Origin of the sequence: Catenuloplanes japonicus, assembly GCF_000717135.1 — a bacterium.
GTDB classification, from domain to species: domain Bacteria; phylum Actinomycetota; class Actinomycetes; order Mycobacteriales; family Micromonosporaceae; genus Catenuloplanes; species Catenuloplanes japonicus.
In genome coordinates, this window is record NZ_JNXY01000031.1 from 171,272 (window position 1) to 189,051 (window position 17,780).

Annotated in this window: 16 protein-coding genes; 7 read left to right on the forward strand and 9 right to left on the reverse strand. The window is 71.5% G+C overall.

Annotation, left to right across the window (positions count from 1 at the left end):
• Positions 1–166 precede the first annotated feature (166 nt).
• The 4 genes from OP04_RS36585 to OP04_RS36600 all read right to left on the reverse strand — a co-directional run bounded on the left by OP04_RS36585 (position 167) and on the right by OP04_RS36600 (position 5,284).
• Positions 167–1,423, reverse strand: coding sequence for a delta-60 repeat domain-containing protein (locus OP04_RS36585; RefSeq protein ID WP_033344507.1), 1,257 nt, complete (start codon positions 1,421–1,423; stop codon positions 167–169).
• Positions 1,424–1,525: 102 nt separating this feature from the next.
• Entirely contained in the window at positions 1,526–1,915 is a 390-nt protein-coding gene (locus tag OP04_RS36590) for a globin (RefSeq protein ID WP_033344508.1), read from the reverse strand.
• A gap of 873 nt (positions 1,916–2,788) precedes the next feature.
• Complete coding sequence (locus tag OP04_RS36595) at positions 2,789–4,078, reverse strand: MFS transporter (protein ID WP_051799637.1); 1,290 nt, start codon at positions 4,076–4,078, stop codon at positions 2,789–2,791.
• Between the two features lie 162 nt (positions 4,079–4,240).
• The gene (locus tag OP04_RS36600) at positions 4,241–5,284 is read right to left on the reverse strand and encodes a mechanosensitive ion channel family protein (RefSeq protein WP_033344509.1); all 1,044 of its coding nucleotides are present in this window, start codon (positions 5,282–5,284) and stop codon (positions 4,241–4,243) included.
• 315 nt (positions 5,285–5,599) lie between these two features.
• On the opposite strand from OP04_RS36600, the gene OP04_RS36605 reads away from it, so the two are divergent.
• Positions 5,600–6,145 carry an HNH endonuclease gene (locus OP04_RS36605; protein ID WP_033344596.1) on the forward strand — a complete coding sequence of 182 codons (546 nt, stop codon included), beginning with the start codon at positions 5,600–5,602 and terminating at the stop codon, positions 6,143–6,145.
• Positions 6,146–6,148: 3 nt separating this feature from the next.
• On the opposite strand, the gene OP04_RS48745 is transcribed toward OP04_RS36605, so the two are convergent.
• Together OP04_RS48745 and OP04_RS36615 are read right to left on the reverse strand one after the other, a co-directional pair.
• Entirely contained in the window at positions 6,149–7,006 is an 858-nt protein-coding gene (locus tag OP04_RS48745) for a class F sortase (RefSeq protein ID WP_051799638.1), read from the reverse strand.
• A gap of 3 nt (positions 7,007–7,009) precedes the next feature.
• Positions 7,010–7,618, reverse strand: coding sequence for a hypothetical protein (locus OP04_RS36615; protein ID WP_051799639.1), 609 nt, complete (start codon positions 7,616–7,618; stop codon positions 7,010–7,012).
• A 198-nt stretch (positions 7,619–7,816) separates the two neighbouring features.
• Between OP04_RS36615 and ctaJ the strand changes: the two genes are divergently transcribed.
• Together ctaJ and OP04_RS36625 are read left to right on the forward strand one after the other, a co-directional pair.
• Positions 7,817–8,086: an aa3-type cytochrome oxidase subunit CtaJ gene (gene ctaJ, locus OP04_RS36620; protein WP_033344598.1), complete on the forward strand. Its 270-nt coding sequence runs from the start codon at positions 7,817–7,819 to the stop codon at positions 8,084–8,086.
• 46 nt (positions 8,087–8,132) lie between these two features.
• Entirely contained in the window at positions 8,133–8,522 is a 390-nt protein-coding gene (locus OP04_RS36625) for a DUF5130 family protein (RefSeq protein ID WP_033344599.1), read from the forward strand.
• 1,528 nt (positions 8,523–10,050) lie between these two features.
• On the opposite strand, the gene pepN is transcribed toward OP04_RS36625, so the two are convergent.
• Positions 10,051–12,576: an aminopeptidase N gene (gene pepN / locus OP04_RS36630; protein ID WP_033344600.1), complete on the reverse strand. Its 2,526-nt coding sequence runs from the start codon at positions 12,574–12,576 to the stop codon at positions 10,051–10,053.
• 339 nt (positions 12,577–12,915) lie between these two features.
• Here pepN and OP04_RS53940 point away from each other — a divergent pair, with 339 nt between their 5' ends.
• The 3 genes from OP04_RS53940 to OP04_RS36640 all read left to right on the forward strand — a co-directional run bounded on the left by OP04_RS53940 (position 12,916) and on the right by OP04_RS36640 (position 14,903).
• Positions 12,916–13,083, forward strand: coding sequence for a hypothetical protein (locus OP04_RS53940; RefSeq protein WP_157240842.1), 168 nt, complete (start codon positions 12,916–12,918; stop codon positions 13,081–13,083).
• Between the two features lie 85 nt (positions 13,084–13,168).
• Entirely contained in the window at positions 13,169–14,356 is a 1,188-nt protein-coding gene (locus OP04_RS36635) for a DUF1015 family protein (protein WP_033344510.1), read from the forward strand.
• A 79-nt stretch (positions 14,357–14,435) separates the two neighbouring features.
• Entirely contained in the window at positions 14,436–14,903 is a 468-nt protein-coding gene (locus OP04_RS36640; RefSeq protein WP_033344511.1) for a ribose-5-phosphate isomerase, read from the forward strand.
• Here the strand turns inward: OP04_RS36640 and OP04_RS56025 are convergent.
• Both OP04_RS56025 and OP04_RS36650 read right to left on the reverse strand, forming a co-directional pair.
• Positions 14,900–15,256 (reverse strand): hypothetical protein, encoded by a 357-nt coding sequence (locus tag OP04_RS56025; RefSeq protein WP_408606824.1) that lies wholly within the window; start codon positions 15,254–15,256, stop codon positions 14,900–14,902. The two genes, OP04_RS36640 and OP04_RS56025, sit on opposite strands and share 4 nt — an antisense overlap.
• Positions 15,257–15,844: 588 nt before the next feature.
• The gene (locus tag OP04_RS36650) at positions 15,845–17,074 is read right to left on the reverse strand and encodes a GNAT family N-acetyltransferase (RefSeq protein WP_051799641.1); all 1,230 of its coding nucleotides are present in this window, start codon (positions 17,072–17,074) and stop codon (positions 15,845–15,847) included.
• A gap of 91 nt (positions 17,075–17,165) precedes the next feature.
• On the opposite strand from OP04_RS36650, the gene OP04_RS36655 reads away from it, so the two are divergent.
• Positions 17,166–17,759 carry a hypothetical protein gene (locus OP04_RS36655; protein WP_033344513.1) on the forward strand — a complete coding sequence of 198 codons (594 nt, stop codon included), beginning with the start codon at positions 17,166–17,168 and terminating at the stop codon, positions 17,757–17,759.
• Positions 17,760–17,780: the final 21 nt, after the last annotated feature.

The following is a 17,780-nucleotide window of genomic DNA, read 5'->3' on the forward strand; positions in this document are numbered from 1 at the left end:
CGGGCTCGCCGCCACTCCCGGCGATGACAGACGACATCCAGACGAAGAGCGTGTCTGGATGTCGCCCGCCATCTCTGGTCGCCTGCGTCTCACGACGTGGCCGAGCCCGTGGCGGGTTACGAGAAACTTCCGAGGGCCCCGGCGGCCGGGTTTCCCGCGATGCTCGCTACCGGCGGGGGAGAAGTGAGATTCGGCCGTGGTACTCGCCGCCGATGCGGGTGGTGTCGGAGCCGACGAGCAGGCCGGCGCTGGTCGAGACGAAGGAGCGGACGCCGACGCCGCGGTCCCGGCCCGGGTTGAACGGCAGCGCGCGCCCGGTGCGGGTGTCCAGCGCCGCGATGCCCTCGCGCTTGACCGCGCCGGGGCCGGCCGACTCGTGGCCGTCCGGGTTGTTCATCCAGCGCTGGTGCCCGCCGACGTAGACCGCGCTGCCGGTGACCGCGACCGCGTAGAGCGAGTCGCCGCCGGTGTGGTTGCGCCAGGTGGGCAGGTGCCGCCCGGTCCCGCCGGTCTCCCAGCGGCTCGCGGTGTCGCACAGCTTCTGACGGTGGTTCTCCCGGCCGGTGGTGACGACCACGAAGTAGCTCCCGTCCGGCGAGAATTTCACCTGACGCATGTAGGTCTGGAAGCCGTCCCGGCAGGCCGGCTTGAACGAGTCCGTGTACCAGTCGCTGACCACCGCGGACGACCCGGCGATGTCCAGCATCACCAGCTGCGCGCGGTCCTTGACGCCGGCCCGCAGGATCACGCCGACCGCGACCATCTTCCGGCCGTCCGGCGAGATGTCGAAGTGCTCCACCCGCGTGCGCTCCTTGCCGGGCGCGGAGAGCTTCGCGTCGAAGCCCGCGTCGACCGTGCCGGTGGCCGGGTTCATCCGGGCCAGCGCGGTGCGCGGCACGCCGTTGATCGCGGAGAACGTGCCGCCCGCGTAGAGCCGCCCACCGGCCAGCCCGAGCGTGCGTACGTCGCCCCAGTTGATGGCCGCCCTGAAGCCCGCCACGTTGCGCCCGGTGGCCAGCGAGACCTTGCCCAGACCGCGGGTGGCCGTGCCGTTGACGGTCTTGAACGCGCCGCCCAGGTAGATGCTGCCGTCCGCGCCGGCCGCGACCGCGTAGACCGGGCCGTCGACCTCCGGCGCGAAGTCGCGCACCACGCCGTCGCGCAGGCCGAACGCGAAGATGTGCCGCCGCGGATAGGTCCGGCGCCCGGCGCTGTCCGTGACCGAGGTGAAGTTGCCGCTCACCACCGCGGTGTCGCCCACCACCACGGCGGACCAGACCGTGCCGTCCTTGATGTGCGGTGTGTAGTCGACCGGGTCGGCGGAGACCACGGCAGGCTGGGCCATGTCCGCGCTCGCCGGCATCATGCCGGCGGCCACGGTGAGCGCGCCCAGGGCGATCGCGGCGAGCAGACGGCGTCGCATGTGGGAGTACCTCTCGAGGGTGGAGTGAGTCACCCGATCAACGAGAGGGCCTGAGCCCGGAAGTGCGTTTTGCCGCCAAACCAACCGATCGGCCGAATTGCCCTAGTCCATCGAGTTGACCATGAAGTACGCGGCCCGCTCCAGGTACTCCCAGAGCTGCTCCTCCCGCTCCTTCGGCAACCCGACCGACTCCACCGCCGCCCGCATGTGCGTCAGCCACGCATCCCGCGCCGCCGCGTCCACCACGAACGGTGCGTGCCGCATGCGCAGCCGGGGATGCCCGCGCTCCTCCGAATACGTCGTCGGACCGCCCCAGTACTGCATCAGGAACAGCCGCATGCGATCGGAGGCCGGACCGAGGTCACCCTCCGGATACATCGGCCGGAGCAGCGGATCCGTCGCCACGCCCTCGTAGAACTTGTCCACCAGCTTCCGGAAGGTCGGCTCGCCACCGACCGCCTCGAAGAAGCTTGTTTCTTCACCCGTAGCCACCGCTCAATCCTGCCACTGCGCCCGCTCCCGCCCCCACACCGCAACCGCTCTCCTGTCAGAACGGTCACCAACTTCAAGATCTAATTCATGTCCCGCTTCCGGCGTGGTCGCGGTCCGCATGCTCCCGCGGGCACCGGTCGTCGCTGGCGCTCCTCCCTGCCGGTCCCGCCGTGGTCCGGAAACCCGCCCGGCGGTCCCGGAGCTTGCGGTACTCCTGGCACGGCAGCGGCCAGTCTTGCGGCCCGCTATTTACCGATATTTCGGGCGCAGGGCGCCCGTTGGTGACACGCCGGGCCGGCTCTCGGGGGAGTCGCCGGGCCGGCTCTTGGCGGAGTCGCCGGGCCGGTTCGGGACGTGTTGGGGCGGCTCTCGGGGAAGTAGCCGGGCCGGTTCGGGACGTGTTGGGGCGGCTCTGGGTGGCCTCAGTCCCGCCCTCTGTGTCGCCGGGGCTGGTTTTCGGCGTCATCGCACTGTCTCGCTGCGGCCATCCGGGCACTCCGTGCCCGAAATTTCACGAAATAGCGTCCCGGCGGCCTCCTCGCCCTGAGACAGAAAGCTCAGTAAATGCCGAAATTTCGGGCGCGGAGTGCTCGGATGCCCAGATCGAAGCCGCCCACGCGGCCGGCGCGGAGTGGACGGGAGTGGCTGGTCGCCGTGACCCGCGTGGGTTTGCCGGTGCACGGCGAGACCGGCTCCTCGCGTCGTGCGGAGCGCCAGCGGAGCCCGGCGCGAGGTTTGCCCGCGGGAGCAACGCTGCCGGACCACGCCGGAAGCGGGCAAAGGAATTTGAGGGTTTGATCTGGATTTTGAGGGCTTGCCTTGGCCGTAGGCGGCAGGCCGCAGGCCGCCGGGTGAGGGTGGGCCGTGGTGCTGTCAGACGTGGCCGGGCTGGTGCTGGGGGGCCGGGTCGGGGGTCTTCTCGGAGGCGGCGGCGATGGCGGCCTCGAAGCGGCCGGGGTGGGGCCAGCCGAGGCTGACGACGACCATGACCAGCGCGCCGGTGAGGCTCCAGGACGTGATGACGCCCGGGAGGGGGAAACGCTCGGCGAGCAGGCCGGTGAGGCCGACGCCGGCGCCCTGCATGAGCGTCACGCCGGTCTGCATCACGCCGTAGGCGCGGGCGCGGTAACCGTCCGGGACGACGACGGAGAACAGCCCCTGGGCGACCGGGAGGACGCCGCCGACCGCGAAGCCGCAGGCGGCGACCATCAGCAGGATGACCGGGACCGAGGGCTCCAGCACGGCGGGGACCAGCGTCAGCGGGGCCGCGATCGCGAACGGGCGGATCAGCGCGCGACGGCGGGACGGGCGGATCAGCCGGCCGACGATGAGGCTGCCGGTGATGAAGCCGATCGGCGGGGCCGCCATGATCACGCCCTGGATCAGGCCGCGTTCGTCGCCGGCGGCCAGGTCGTCGGCCCAGGCGGCGGCGAGGCCCTCGGGCATCGCCACGAAGAACATCGCGCAGAAGACCAGGATCGCGATCGAGCGGAGCTCCACGCGGCCGAAGACCAGCGCGAAGCCCTGGCCCATGCCGTGCGGGCCGCGGCGCTGGGCCGCGCCGGCGCCGGACCAGCCGCGCAGGCCGATCAGCACGATCGCGGACGCGCCGGTGTAGAACGCCGCGGTCATCAGCAGCACCAGCTGCACGTTGATCGCGGCCAGGCCGGCGCCGGCCACGTAACCCACTATCTGGGTGACCTGGTTCAGCCCACCGAGCAGGGACAGGCCGACGACCAGCCGGTCCTTGGGCAGGATGCGGGGCAGCAGCGCGGACCGGGCGGCCTGCTCCGGCGCGGCCGCGAGCGTGCTGAGGAACAGCACCGCGGCCAGCACCGCGCCGGGCCAGTGGAAGAGCGCGGCGACCAGGAACAGTGACGCCCGGAACGCGAGCGTGACGCCGATGACCGTCCGATACGGATAACGGTCGGCGAGCTGGCTCAGCAGCGGGCCGCCGATCAGCCAGGGCAGGAAGCTGACCGCGAACGCGAGCGCGGACAGCGCCACCGACCCGGTCCGCTCGAACACGACGAGCGTGATGACGGCCTTGGCGACCGGGTCGGCGAGGTTGGACAGCGTGACCGCGCCGTAGACGACACGGAACTCGGGGTGCGAGAAGACCTCACGGTATGTTGCGGGGCGATCCTGCTCAGCCGTGCTCACCGGACGACCCCCATGACCGGTCCCTCACGGATGTTGCTCCCCCACGACGCTGCGCCGCCGATGATCCGGTCAACGCCATTCCCGAGAATTCGGATGAATGAATTCTGCCCGATCGTCTGAGATGTGGCTAGGGTGATCGGCGGATGTCTTTCTCCCGTTCGTCTATGTCGCCCCGCCCCGGCTCGCGTCCGGGCCGCCCGGCGCGCCCGGCCGGGGGAACAGCCGGCCCGCCGCGATCCGGTCCGCGATGCCCGAGGTCTCCAGCGACTCGGTCAGCCGGCGCCGCAGCTCCCGCGAGACCGTGAGCTGGGCGTCCGAGGTGGTCTTCGCGACCGTGCGGATGACCGCGCCGTCCACGGTGACCTGCTCCACGCCGATCACGTCCGGCGGCTCCAGCAGGCCGGTGGCCAGCTCCGGGTCCGCGGCGACGGCCTGGGCCGCCTCGCGCAGCACGGCCGTGGCCTCCTCACTGTTCACGAACCCGATCGGCATGTCGATCACGACCATCGCCCAGCCCTGGGACTTGTTGCCGACGCGGATGACCTCGCCGTTGCGGATGTACCAGAGCACGCCCCGGCCGTCACGCACGGTGGTGACGCGCAGGCCCACCGACTCGACCACGCCGATCGCCTCGCCGAGGTCGACCGTGTCGCCCACGCCGTACTGATCCTCGATCAGCATGAACAGGCCGGCCAGGATGTCCTTGACCAGGCTCTGCGCGCCGAAACCGAGCGCGACGCCGACGATGCCGGCGCTGGCCAGCAGCGGCCCCAGGTTGAAGCCCAGCTCCGCCAGCACCATCAGCGTGGCGATGCCCATCACGATCGCGGTCACGAAGCTGCGCAACACCGAGCCGATCGCCTCGGCCCGCTGGCGCCGCCGCTCCGGGAACACCGCGGTCGCGTCCAGCAGCGCGGTCGGCACTCTTTCGTGCAGCGGCTTCAGGATCGCGGGCATCGCCGTGTTCGACGTGGTGCTGACCAGCTTGGTGATCGTGCGCACGATCAGGAAGCGGATCAGCACGGCGATCGCGATGATCGCCAGGATCCGCAGCGGCTTGATCACCACCCAGAAGCCGCCCTCGGCTATCCAGGGGTTCACGCCCAGGTCGAGCAGCTGCCGGCACAGCGTGTCACTGTCGCAGCTGGCCTGGGTCGGCGAGATCAGGTCGGAGGGAGAGGGGCTGGGTGTCGGTGCGACTATCACGGCGGTACTCGGACTCCACAGGGTGCGGGAACGGTGTCAGAACGTTCGTATCGCATCGACCTGTGCGCACCCCCGCCGGGGTCACGGCCTGCGGTATCGAACCGCGCATCTTCGCACGGGACACCAAACCTTCACACGGGGGCCCTGATTAGGGCGTGCAATTCCGTCACCTATCAGGGACTATTGGCGCACGGACGTTGGTGATCCGCCAGCGTGGGGCCGGGCGGTGACGCGCGGCCCGACCCCGGCCGGACCCGACGAGGAGTGCCGACAGAGCTGGTTTCAAGTGCTGGTCCGATCGGAAGGGTGACCACGATGCCTGACATACGACCCACGGTGGGCTCCGGAGCGTTGGTGCTCAACGTGACCTACGAGCCGCTGTGCGTCGTCTCAGTGCGTCGAGCCGCGATCCTGGTGCTGACGGACAAGGCCGCCCTGGTCACCGACGGGGACGGCATGCTCCACTCCGCACGGAACGAGATCCCGGTGCCGTCCGTGATCCGTCTCACCCGCTACGTCCGTGTGCCGTACCGCACGCACATCGGCCTCTCCCGCCGCGCGATCTTCGCGCGGGACGGCTGGCGCTGCGCCTACTGCCGCGGCCCCGCGCAGACCATCGACCACGTGTTCCCCCGCAGCCGCGGCGGCATGCACGCCTGGGAGAACGTGGTCGCCGCGTGCGCCAAGTGCAACCACACGAAGAGCGACAAGACGCCGGCCGAGCTCGGCTGGCGTCTGCACGGCGGCGCGCCCACCGCGCCCAAGGGCCAGGCCTGGCGCGTGCTCGGCCACCGGCTGCCGGACCCGCGCTGGGCCGACTGGCTGGACATCCCGATGCCGGACGCGGACGTCGCCGCCTAGGTTTCAGCTTTTCGCGCCGCTCAGCGTGGCGAAGACCACCACGTTGTCCCGGTAGCCGACGTCGCCACCCGCCCACCGCCCGCCGCACGTGATGAGGCGCAGGTGGGGGCGGGTGAAGTCGGCGTAGACGCGGTCGGCCGGGAGGCCCGTCCTGTCGAACAGTTCCACGGAGCTGACCTCGAACACGGCGGTCTCCCGGTCCTCGCGCGCGATCTCTATCGTGTCGCCCCTGCGCAGGTCGTGCAGGCGGTAGAACACGGACGGGCCGGTGTAGTTGTCCACGTGGCCGACGATCACGGCGGAGCCGAACTCGCCGGGGGTGGGGCCGTCCTCGTACCAGCCGGTCACGTCGTGCTCGCTCGCCGGCGGCACGTCGATCGAGCCGTCCGCGGCCAGGCCCACCTGCCGTACCGGCGCCTCCACCCGGATCGCCGGGATCGTCACCCGGGTCGGCCGGCTCGGTTCCAGCACCGGGAACGCGCGCGGCGGGGCCTCGCCGGGGCGGTCGAACAGGCTCGCCAGGCTCGGCAGGCGGACGTCGGTGAGCTGTCCCAGGCCGGCGCTCGCGGCGAACAGGCCGATGACCAGCAGCGCGGCGGCCAGGAGGCCGATCGAGTTGCCGCCGGGGCGTTGACGATCAACAGCGTTGCGGGGGTACGGCGTACCGTGCGCGGATTTTGGGTTTTGTGGTGGTTCGGGGGCTTGGGGGGTTTCCGGTGCGCGGTGTCGGCCGGGCGGGCCGGACGGGGTGAAACGCACGCCCGCGTGCCGGGCCAGCGGTGAGTATCTGACCGTGTGCCGGGCCGGGGTCGAGTGCTCGCCCGTGTGCCGGGCCGACGGCGAGTAGCGGTGCGCGGCCACGGATCAGCTCAGCCGGCGTCGGCGCAGCCACAGGACGGCCAGCGCCCCGCCCGCCGCCAGCGCGGTGACGCCGCCGCCGAGCAGGACCAGCGCACCCGCGTCCGGATCGCGGCCGGCCATGCCGCCGAAGCCGGTCGCCGGGCCCTGGGAGGGGCGGGAGTCCGCCACGACGTTCAGCGTGCCGACCGCGCGGCCGCCGTCGGGGCAGGTCAGCTCGACCTGGTAGTCGTCCGCGTCCACGTCCGCGCCGATCTCGGCGGAGCCGGTGAGGAAGCCGTACTCGGGCTTCACGCGCAGCTCGCCGAACGCGTCCGAGCGGACGACGGCCTCGGCGCCGTTCTCCACACAGCTGGCACGGACGCTCACGGTGCCGCCGGCGGCGATCGTGCTCGGGTTGACCTCGACGAACACGTCGGCCTTGGCCGCTTTCACCCGGGCGACGCCGATCGCGGCGGTGCCGGCGGAGGTGGCGTCGGCCTCGGCGAGATCGGCTGAGGCGGCGTTCGTCGCGGCGGTGACGGTCGTGACGGGGGTGGTTTCTGCGGTGGCGGCGCCGGGCATGATCACCAGCGCGGCGGCGCTCAGCGCGAGCACCGCGGCGAATCTGCGCATGGTCCTCCCATCGGCCGTGGGGGAATGCCTGCCGTTGATTTTCGCACGCCACGGCCGAAATTTCGCGAGACGGACTCATTACGCCGGAGTGCGCCCCGATGATCCTCGGGGACCCCGGTTCCGCTACCGTGAAAGAAGCATCAGCACCTATCAGACCGCCCAGACACCGAGTGTCTTGCCACGTTGGGGGCGTTCACCGTGGAACCACTAGAAGTCGCGCTCGTCTTCGTCGTCCTGCCGCTCGCGGTCATCGGAGTACTGGCAGCACTGACGCTGCCCGGAAACCGCCGCAAGGAGAAGCGCTACCGGCCAGGCCGCCCGTTCGAATTCACGCCGGTCTGGTTCCTGTCGTCGCCCGGTCAGCTGGCCGGCCGGCTTGCGATCTCCGCCTCTGACACCACAGGCTCCGCGGGCGAGGCGCCCGCGAACCCGCACGGCCCCACGGGAGGCGCAAGTGACCGCTGGTGAGCAGCCTCTGACGCACCTCGACCACGCCGGCGGCGAGACGCCCGAGGTGCACGCCGCCCAAGGTCAGGGTGACGTGCTCGACGGCCCGTTCTCCACCCGTCAGCTCCTGCACATCGACGAGGCGTTGCGCATCGCCGACCGCGAGACCGGCCTGACGTTCAGCGTCTACGCCGGCGACCTGGCCGAGCCCCAGCGCGCCGCCGCCGAGAAGCTGCACGGCCAGCTCGCGGACCCGGACAAGTCCGTGCTCATCGCGTTCTCGCCGAACCAGCGCGTGCTCGAGGTCGTCACCGGCGCCGACGCCCGCCGCCGCATCCCGGACCGCGACGTCAAACTCGCCTGCCTGTCCATGGCCGCGGCCTTCGCCGGCGGCGACCTGGCCGGCGGCGTGATCCACGGCCTGGACCAGCTGGCAACGCACGCCGGCCGCGCCTGACCCCTTCTCCGCAGTTCTCTTCCTGAAGGCCGGCCCCGCCGCGGGGCCGGCCTTCAGCGTCAGTTGCCCTTTTCGCCTTTCTTCCCGCACACAGCGACTTTTCCTTAGCCCTCTCCCACATCCCGGCGGCTTCAGATGCGGACGGCACCCGACTCCTGAGCATTCGGCGTCAGGGTGAGTCGATGGCCGGCCCGAGGTGGCTATGTGCCGAAATTTCGGGCGCGGAGCGCCCGGTGACTGCTTTCGGCTTGGCCCTGCCGCGGAAGCCCGGCAGTACCTCGGTGGGTGACGCTCGCGTCTCGATGTCCAGGTGCGCCGGGGCCTTCTGGCGGTCAGGCCGCCGTCGTGCCCTTCAGCAACGGGGCGAGATGTCCTGATCATGGTGGCTGGCTCGGTGGGCGCAGGCAGGCATCGCGATAGGTGGCCACGAGCGGCGGCCGGGGGCGGCGGCCGGGACGGTGGCCGGGCGGTGGCCAGGGACGGCGGCCGGGACGGTGGCCAGGGGCGGCGGCTGGGGGCGGCGGCCAGGGCGGTGGTCCGGACGGGTGGCCAGAGGCTGAGGCCAGAGATGGTGGCCAGGAATGGTGACGAGGCGCGGCGGCCCGGCGCTCCTCGCCCGAAATTTCGGGATAAAGGGTGCGGGTGGCGATGACGGCTCGCGGATGGGCGGGCGCGCAAGGCTGAGTGGATCAATGAGTGCTGCGAAGAAGGCGTCAACCGGCGAGTTTGGCGCCTTCTTCGCAGCACTCATTGATCCACTCGCCGACTCGCCCTGGTTGAGAGCTGCCTCGGGGTGATCTTGTTTCGCGCGTCGGCTGTGTAGGCGGTCGTGGTGACGCGCCGGCATCATGTCGAACCGGGTGCGTGGCACCGCGAGGGCGGCTGCGCGGTGGTGCTGTGCGGGGCCGCGTGGTGGAGCTGCGCCGGCTGCGAGGTGGTGCTGCGCGGTCTGCGAGGTGGTGCTGGGGGCTGCTGGAGCTGCGCGGGCTGCGTGGTGGAGCTGCACGGGCTGCGTGGTGGGGCGCCGGTGGGGTCTCGTCTCGCGGGGCTGCGTGGGTGGTCGTGTCACGGGGGTCGGTGTGTCCGCGAGCCCGTCCCCGTGCTGCGTGGTTTGTCCTTGGGGCGCGGAACCGGCTCCGACGGCGGACGGCAAGCGGAGCGCCAGCGGAGTCTTGGTGTCCGGCGAGGTTTGCCCGCGGGAGCATGCGGGCCGGACCCCGGCGGAAGCGGGAAGATCAAGAATTTGATCTTGATCTTTGGTGTTCGCCTATCGGATTTCAGGCGTTTATGCCGGGTTTTTCCGGAAATTTCGCTGTGCTGACACAAAATTGCTGATGAAACAGTCCAACGTTGTTGGCTTAATACCAAAACTGGTAAGAGCTAACGCAAAAATTAGTACAAACAGCGTACAAACGAGGTTTGTATAGGCATTGTGTGCTTTATGTGCTGATACAGCAGGGAGGCACAAAAAAAGCGCCCCACCGGCTGGGCAAGCCGGTGGGGCGCGAAGGAGAGGCGGGACGAAAGGTCAGCCGCGGTCCTTGAGACGGGCGGCGATGGCGCGGACTACGCCGTCGCGGCCCTCGGCGACCAGGCGGCGGAGGCCGACGGGCTGGCCGGTGCCGGTGAGCCAGGACTCGGTGGCGGTGACGGTGGCGTCGGTGACCTGGTAGGAGGGGTAGGCGAAGAGCGCGAAGTCCTGGGCGGACTCGCTGTCCCGGCCGGCCCACACGGTGGCGGCCTCGGCGAAGAAGCGCTCCGCGTAGGGCGCGGTGAGCGCGACCTGGGCGGGGTGCTGGAAGCCCTGGAGGAGTGCGCGGTTGCGCCAGTTCGGCAGGGCGGTGGGGGCGGTGAGCTCGGACCAGACGCGGGCCTTGGACTCGGGCGTGGGGAGGAGCGCGCGGGCCAGCGCGGCCTCGCGCTCGCCACCGGCGGTACGGTCGCCGGCCAGCTCGGCGTCGATCTCGGCCTCGGTGGCCGCGCCCTTGGCGACGAGCGTCTGGAGCAGGCTCCAGCGGAGCTCGGTGTCGACGGTGAGGCCGGCCGGCACGTCGGAGCCGGTGAGCCAGCCGCGCAGCGTGGCCAGGTCCTCGTCGGAGCGGGACGCGGAGGCGTAGGCGCGGGCCCAGGCGAGCTGGAAACCGCTGCCGGGCTCGGTGACCGCGAGCGCGTCCGCGGCGGTACGCGACAGCAGCGCCCAGCCGGTCGGCGCCCACTCCGGGTCGGCGTAGGTGGCGATCGCGGTCGCGGCCTGCCGGAGCGTGGCCGTGATCAGGTTGATGTCCTGCTCGTTGGGCAGGCCGGAGGCGACCAGCGCGATGTAGTCGCGCGTGGCCAGCTCGGCGTCGCGGACCATGTCCCACGCGGCGGCCCAGACCAGCGCGCGGGCCAGCGACGAGTCCAGGCTGCTGATGTGCGTGACGACCGTGGCCATCGAGCGCTCGTCGAGGCGCAGTTTGGCGTAGCTGTGGTCGTCGTCGTTGAGCAGCAGCACGTCGGCGGCGGGGACGCCGGCCAGCTCGGCCAGCTCGGTGCGCTCGCCGGCGATGTCGACCTCGATGATCTGCCGGCGGCTGAGCTTGCCGTCGCGGATGTCGTAGAGGCCGACGCCGATGTGGTGCGTGCGCAGCGTCGGGTAGTCGGCCGGGGCCTCCTGCAGTACGGCGACCGAGGTGTAGGTGCCGTCCGCGGCGATGGTCACCTCCGGGCGGAGCGTGTTGACCTGCGCGGTCTCCAGCCACTGGGCGGCGAACTTGCGCAGCTCGCGGCCGGACGACGCCTCCAGCTCGGAGAGCAGGTCGTCGAAGGTGGCGTTGCCCCACGCGTGCGCCTGGAAGTAGGAGCGGAGGCCGGCCAGGAACGGGTCGAGCCCGACATACGCCACGAGCTGCTTGATGACGCTGGCGCCCTTGGCGTACGTGATGCCGTCGAAGTTGACCTCGACGGCCTCCAGGTCCGGCATCTCGCAGTAGACCGGGTGCGTGGAGGAGAGCTGGTCCTGCCGGTAGCCCCAGTTCTTGCGCACGGACAGGAACGTGGTCCAGGCGTCGGCGAAGCGGGTGGCCTCGGCGTTGCACCAGTGGCTGGCCCACTCGGCGAACGACTCGTTCAGCCAGAGGTCGTTCCACCAGCGCATGGTGACCAGGTCGCCGAACCACATGTGGGCCAGCTCGTGGAGGATCGTGTTGGCGCGCTGCTCGTACTCGAAGTCGGTGACCTGGGAGCGGAAGATGTAGTGGTCCTCGGCGTGGACGACACAGCCGAAGTTCTCCATCGCGCCGGCGTTGAACTCGGGCACCCACACCTGGTCGTACTTGGGCAGCGGGTAGCGGATGCCGAACTGCTCGTGGAAGAAGTCGAAGCCCTGCACGGTGACCTTGTGCAGGTCGTCGACGTCGAAGTACGGCGCCATGCTGGCCCGGCAGAAGTAGCCCATGCCGATGCCGTCGTGGGTGAACTGCACCTCGTGGAACGGGCCCGCGCAGAGCGCCGTGATGTACGTGCTCATGCGCGCCGACCGCTGGAAGTGGATCGTCTTCAGGTCGTCGCCGGCCGGCTCGTCGCGGTCGACCGGCATGTTCGACACCACGCGCCAGTGGGCCGGGACGGTGGCGTGCCAGGTGTAGACGCTCTTCAGGTCGGGCTGGTCGAAGCAGGCGTAGACCCGCTGCGCGTCCGCGGTCTCGAACTGGCTGTAGAGGTAGGTCTCGCCGTCCACCGGGTCGACGCTGCGGTGCAGGCCCTGGCCGCTGTGCGAGAACGGGAACTCGGCGACGACGACCAGCGTGTTCGTCTCGGCCAGGCCGGACAGCGTGAGCCCGCGCTCGGCGGACCACCCGTCCGTGTCGACCGGCGCGCCGTTGAGCGTCACCGCGTGCAGGCGCTCGGCGGCCACCTCGATGAACGTGGTGGCGCCGGGCTCGCGAGAGGTGAACTCGACGGTGGTCGTCGACCGGAACGAGACGTCGCCCGTCAGGTCGAGCCCGATGTCGTACGAGGTCACATCGAGCACGCGGGCACGCTCGGCCGCCTCGACCTGGGTGAGATTGCGCACTCCGGCCACGATCACTCTCCATCCGGTGCCCAGCCCGCACGGCCGGGCGCCGGTGGGGCGGAAAAGTCCGGAGCAAGTGTTTCACGTCGACGTGGATCGCGGGTGGGCTGGTCCGGCGCGCCCGGGGGGTTACGTCCGGGTTGTGGCCGTGGTCCGAATTTCGCGGCGTTTCCGCGGTGTCAGCAACCCGTTAACTCTTCTTTCGGCAACCGTTCCGCAACCGGTTATGACCGAGTATGAGTGGGTCGGCGTGACCGGTCACCGACAGTGTCGTTGCGGTAGAGGGCGGCATTGCGTTATGGCTGGTAGGAGCGTCCGATCCCCGTCAAAGGAGTGACAATGGATCAGCAGACTATGACCCTCAGTAACGATGTTGAGGAGAGCGGCTACTGGGCCGTGAACGAGGACAGCTGGGCGACCGTGTGCCCCGGCCTCTCCGAGGAGGATGCCGCGATGCTGGCGCCGGTGGTCGTCGTCGGCGCGGTCCCGATCACGACGGGCAGCTGATCTCGGGAGGTTACCCGTACCACCGCCTGGAACCACTCTGGGGTGCGCAAACAAGACCTGGACAACGTCGGTACCGTGGGTGCACATGACGATCGTGCACCCGATCAACCGGGCCTGGATCACGACCGGCGGTACCGGCGCGCAGAACTATGACGAGTTCGCGGACGACGCCGAGATCACCGCAATCATCGCCGACAACCCACGCAGCGCTCTCGCCGTCGAGATGCCGCACCTCGCTCCCGATACCCTCGGCCGCTCCTTCGCGGACTCACTGGCCGCCGCTGCCGAGCGGCTGGCGGACGCGAAGACGGCCGGCAGCTACACCCCCGCGGAGCAGGTGATCGTCCTCTACCGCATCGCGGACCCGGACGGTGACAACGCCGCGTACGGGATGTACTGCATGGTCGACACGGACCAGATCTCCACCAGCCCGGAAGAGCCGGGCCTGGTGATCCGCAACGAGGACGTCTTCATCGAGAAGGTCCGCGAGCGGGTGGCGCTGGCCTCCACGCTCGGGAACCTGCTCTCCCCGGTGCTGCTGCTGCAGACCGGCACCGGCGACGCGCTGCACGACGCGCTGGAGCGCGCGGTCGCGGACGCGGGTGAGCCGGCCGCCACGGACGTGGACGGCGCCGGGCGCACCCACGCGATCTGGACGGTCCGGGGCGGCGAGGAGCTGTGCCGGATCGCCGGCGGCGGCGAACTGGTCGTCGCGGACGGAAACCACCGCAGCCTCGCGGCGCAGACCGGCGGCTACCCGCGCTTCCTCGCCGTGATCACCACGCCGGAGTCGCTGGTGATCGCGCCGTACAACCGGCTGATCAAGCTGTCGATCGGCGTGACCGAGCTGGGTGACCGGCTGCGCGCGGCCGGCATGCAGCCCGAGCCGGTCGCCGGCGGCCCGTCCGTGCCGCCCGCGGGCGGCACGATCCAGCTCTACCTGGGCGGCGAGACCTACAGCGTCAAGCTCCCGGTGGAGAACTCGGCGGACCTGGTCGACACCATGGACCACGCGCTCGTCGAGCGGGTGCTGGTCGGCGACGTGCTCGGCCTGGACGCCGGGGACAAGCGCATCGTCTACGTCGGCGGCGACTACCCGGCCGAGTGGCTGCGCGACCAGGTCGACGCCGGACACGCGGACCTGGCCGTGCTGATCGCGCCGGTCACCGTGGACGAGTTCGTCGCGGTCAACCTGGCGCGCCAGAAGATGCCCCGGAAGAGCACCTGGTTCACCCCGAAGGCGCGCGGCGGGCTCGTCGTCGCGGAGATCTAGCACCCCGAGGTCGTGGCGGCGCGCTCAAACTTGGCAGCCGCCGCCACGGCCGCACCGGCGGGCTGACAGACTGCGCGTTATGCGCGTTTATCTGGGAGCCGACCACGCCGGCTACGAGCTGAAGGTGCACCTCGTCAACTACCTGTCGAAGCAGGGGTACGAGGTGACGGACGTCGGTCCGCACGTCTTCGATCCGGAGGACGACTACCCGGCGTACTGCCTGCACACGGCCTCTCGCGTGGTGGCGGACCCGGGCAGCCTCGGCGTCGTCATCGGCGGATCCGGCAACGGCGAGCAGATCGCCGCGAACAAGGTCCGGGGCACCCGCGTGGGCCTGGCCTGGAACGTCGAGACCGCCCGCCTGACCCGCGAGCACAACGACGCCAACCTGGTCGGCGTCGGCGCCCGTCAGCACACGCTGGACGAGGCCACCGCGATCGTCGAGGCGTTCCTCACCACGCCGTTCTCCGGCAACGAGCGGCACGCGCGACGCATCGCGCAGGTCGCGGCGTACGAGGAGTCCGGCGCGCTTCCAGACCTGCCCTAACGGCCCATCGGCCCGCCACGCGCGGGCAGCTCCTCGCGCGGGACCCAGTTGCGGCGCACGATCACCAGCCGCTCCTGGGCCTCCGCCAGGTCCGCGTCGGTCGGGCGCGACGCGTCCCTGGCCCGCATCGCGGCACGCACGCTGACCTGTGAGGATCCGGAGCCGACCAGGCCGCGCAGGCCGCGCTCCGCCTCGCGCTCCTCAGGCGAGACCTTTTCGCGGGTACGGGGTGCGGGCTCGGCCGGCGGCCGGGCGGCCTCCTCGGGGTCGTGCACGGGCGCGGTCTCGGCGATCGGGGGCTGCGGTCTCGGCGCGGCCGGCCGGGGCGCGGGTGAGACCGGCACCGGCGGCATCGGCGACGGGCCCGGAGCGGGCACCGGGATGGCGGACGGTTTGGCCAGGTCGGCCGGGGTCGGCTTTCCCATGGCGGGCCGGGGGAGATCCGCGGGCGTGGGCTTGGCGGCCGGACGAGGACCGGCGGGCGGGGGGCCGGGCCGGGGGACCGGGCCGGGCGCGGGAACCGTCGAAGAAGCGGGCGCGGGAACCGTGGAGGGACCGGACGCCGGAACCGCTGAGGGACCGGGCGCGGGGGCCGCCGGCGGCGGTCCGGGCACGGCGGTGGGCGCACGGCGGGCCGAGGGCGGCGGCGACGGCACCGGCTTGGCCACGGGCGCCTCCGAAACCTCGGAAGCGCGGGAAGCCTCGGAAGCCGTCGAAGCCTCCTCCCGTACCCCCGGAACCGCCTGTGGCTCTTCGGAGATCGCCGTGAGGGCACCCTCCCCGGGCGTGTGATCGCCCTCGGCAGACCCCTGTGCGGTCTCCGTCTCCTCCGGCCCCGTCCCCTCCGGTACGGCCGAGTCGGCGGAGCGGTGGCGGCGAAGTCGGCGGCGGCGACGCTCGGGCTGTCCCATCCGCCGACCGTACCCCGGCCCGAGGATCGCTCAGAAGACCTCGACCGCGCCCGGCGCCCGGTGCCAGCCGAACGCCGCGTGCGCGGCCGCCAGCGCCCCCGGCACCAGCTCCCGCACCAGCCCGGCCCCGGCCAGCGCGCCCAGCGCCGTCCCGCCGAGGTAGACCGCGCCCAGCTCCCGCACGTCCAGCGCCAGCGCGGCTGGCTCTGCCGCAGGCGTGCAGGATGCGCCGTCCGGGCCGCCGCGCAGCCGCCAGCGGCCCTGGTTCGCCGGGAGCAGCGCGTCCGTGACCTCCAGCACCACGTCGACCGGCGTCGCGTAGCGGCGTGCGGCCAGCGCGGCCGGCACGTCCACGACCCGGACCCAGAGCGCGTGGTCCCAGCGCGCGTGCAGCCAGCCCGGATCGTCCGCCCAGTGCAGCAGCGGCTCGTCGGTGGGCAGGAAGTCGTGCCGCACCTTCGCGATCAGGTCGACGCCGAACAGGAAGCGCCACAGGTCGAGCCGCGCGCCGGGCGATTCGGCCACCAGCTCCTTCACCGTCAGGACGGACGAGATGCGCTCGTTGTCCGGGTTGCTGCCGGGCCGGACACGCCAGACCGCGTAGCCGTCCGGACGGCCGTGCGCGTCCTCGTGCACCACGGCCCGCAGCGGCGTGCCACCGTGCCGGGACCGCTCGGTGTCGGCCAGCACGTAGTCCCACCACGTGCCGGGGCGGCTCGACCAGCCGGGACGGTCCGGGCGCGCGGCCTCGTAGACCTCGGCCAGCTCGGTGCGCAGCTCCGCCGGGGTGCCCGCACGCAGCCGGCCGGAGACGTCGGCGGGCAGCCGGACCTCGCGCGCGGTCGCGTTCACCACCAGCCGTGGCGCGGCCAGGCCGTAGCCGTACCGCGGATAGATGCGCCCCTCGCTGGCCCACAGCACCGCGATCGGCTCCGGCGCCTCCGTCAGGTGCCGGCCCATCATCCGGGTGAGCGCGCCGCGCCGCCGATGGGTCGGCGCGACCGCCACCTGCGTCACGTGCGCGGCCGGCACGATCGCGCCCGGCACGGTCAGGTCCCGCCGGAACGAGCCCAGATGGCCGACCACGAGATCGCCGTCCGTGACCAGAACCGACCGTTCCGGCTCGGTGATCGCCCGTTCCGCGGCGTCGTGCGCGGAGTCCGGGCCGTCGTGGAAGGCGGCGAGCGTCAGCGAGAGGATCGCGTCGAGGTCGGCCTCGGTGCCGGGACGGACGGCGAGATCGGGAAGGATGGGCGACATGTCTTGTGTGTAACGGACATGCCTCGATGAGGGCCAGCTATTTGCGGGCTCGCTACGCTCGATGGTGCAAGGCCCGACAGGGGGAGGAGCTATGGCAGATCAGACGCAGTCATGGGCGGAGCGGACCGTCCCGGTCCCGCCGGAGATGTACCCGCCGGCGTCGGACCCGTTCGTGGACGCGCCGGATCACCACGGGGACCCCACGCAGCTGAACTTCCAGCGTGGGCGCGCCTCCGTGGCGGCTCGGCAGACGCGGCAGCACGACGACCACACCCAGCACGAGTTGTCGCCGCACGAGCCGACCGGCACGGGCTGGCCCGACGCGCCGCCTCCGCCGCCCTCGGTGCCGTTCCGCGAGCAGCTGCGGCGTGGCCGTGAGTGGGCCGGTCTCGGCGTGGTGTTCTCGTTCGTGTGCTGGGGCATCTGGGCGATCTGGGACGGCGGCCAGTTCGCCGGCTCGGCCCTGATCTACGCGATGACGCTGCTGGTGGCCGTCGGCCTGTTCGCGCTCGCCCGTCTGGTCGGCCGCCTGGTGTGGGAGCGTCAGCTGGGCCGGGTCCGGCGCAGCGCCCGCGGGGCGTACCTGGTGGTGGGTGTGTTCCTGATCGGTGTCGGCTTCTCGTTCCTGCGCCAGACCGAGTGGGTCATGGACGTCTGGGGCTGGATCAAGCAGCTGTTCTACTGAGTCGTGAGGGGGCGCCGGGGG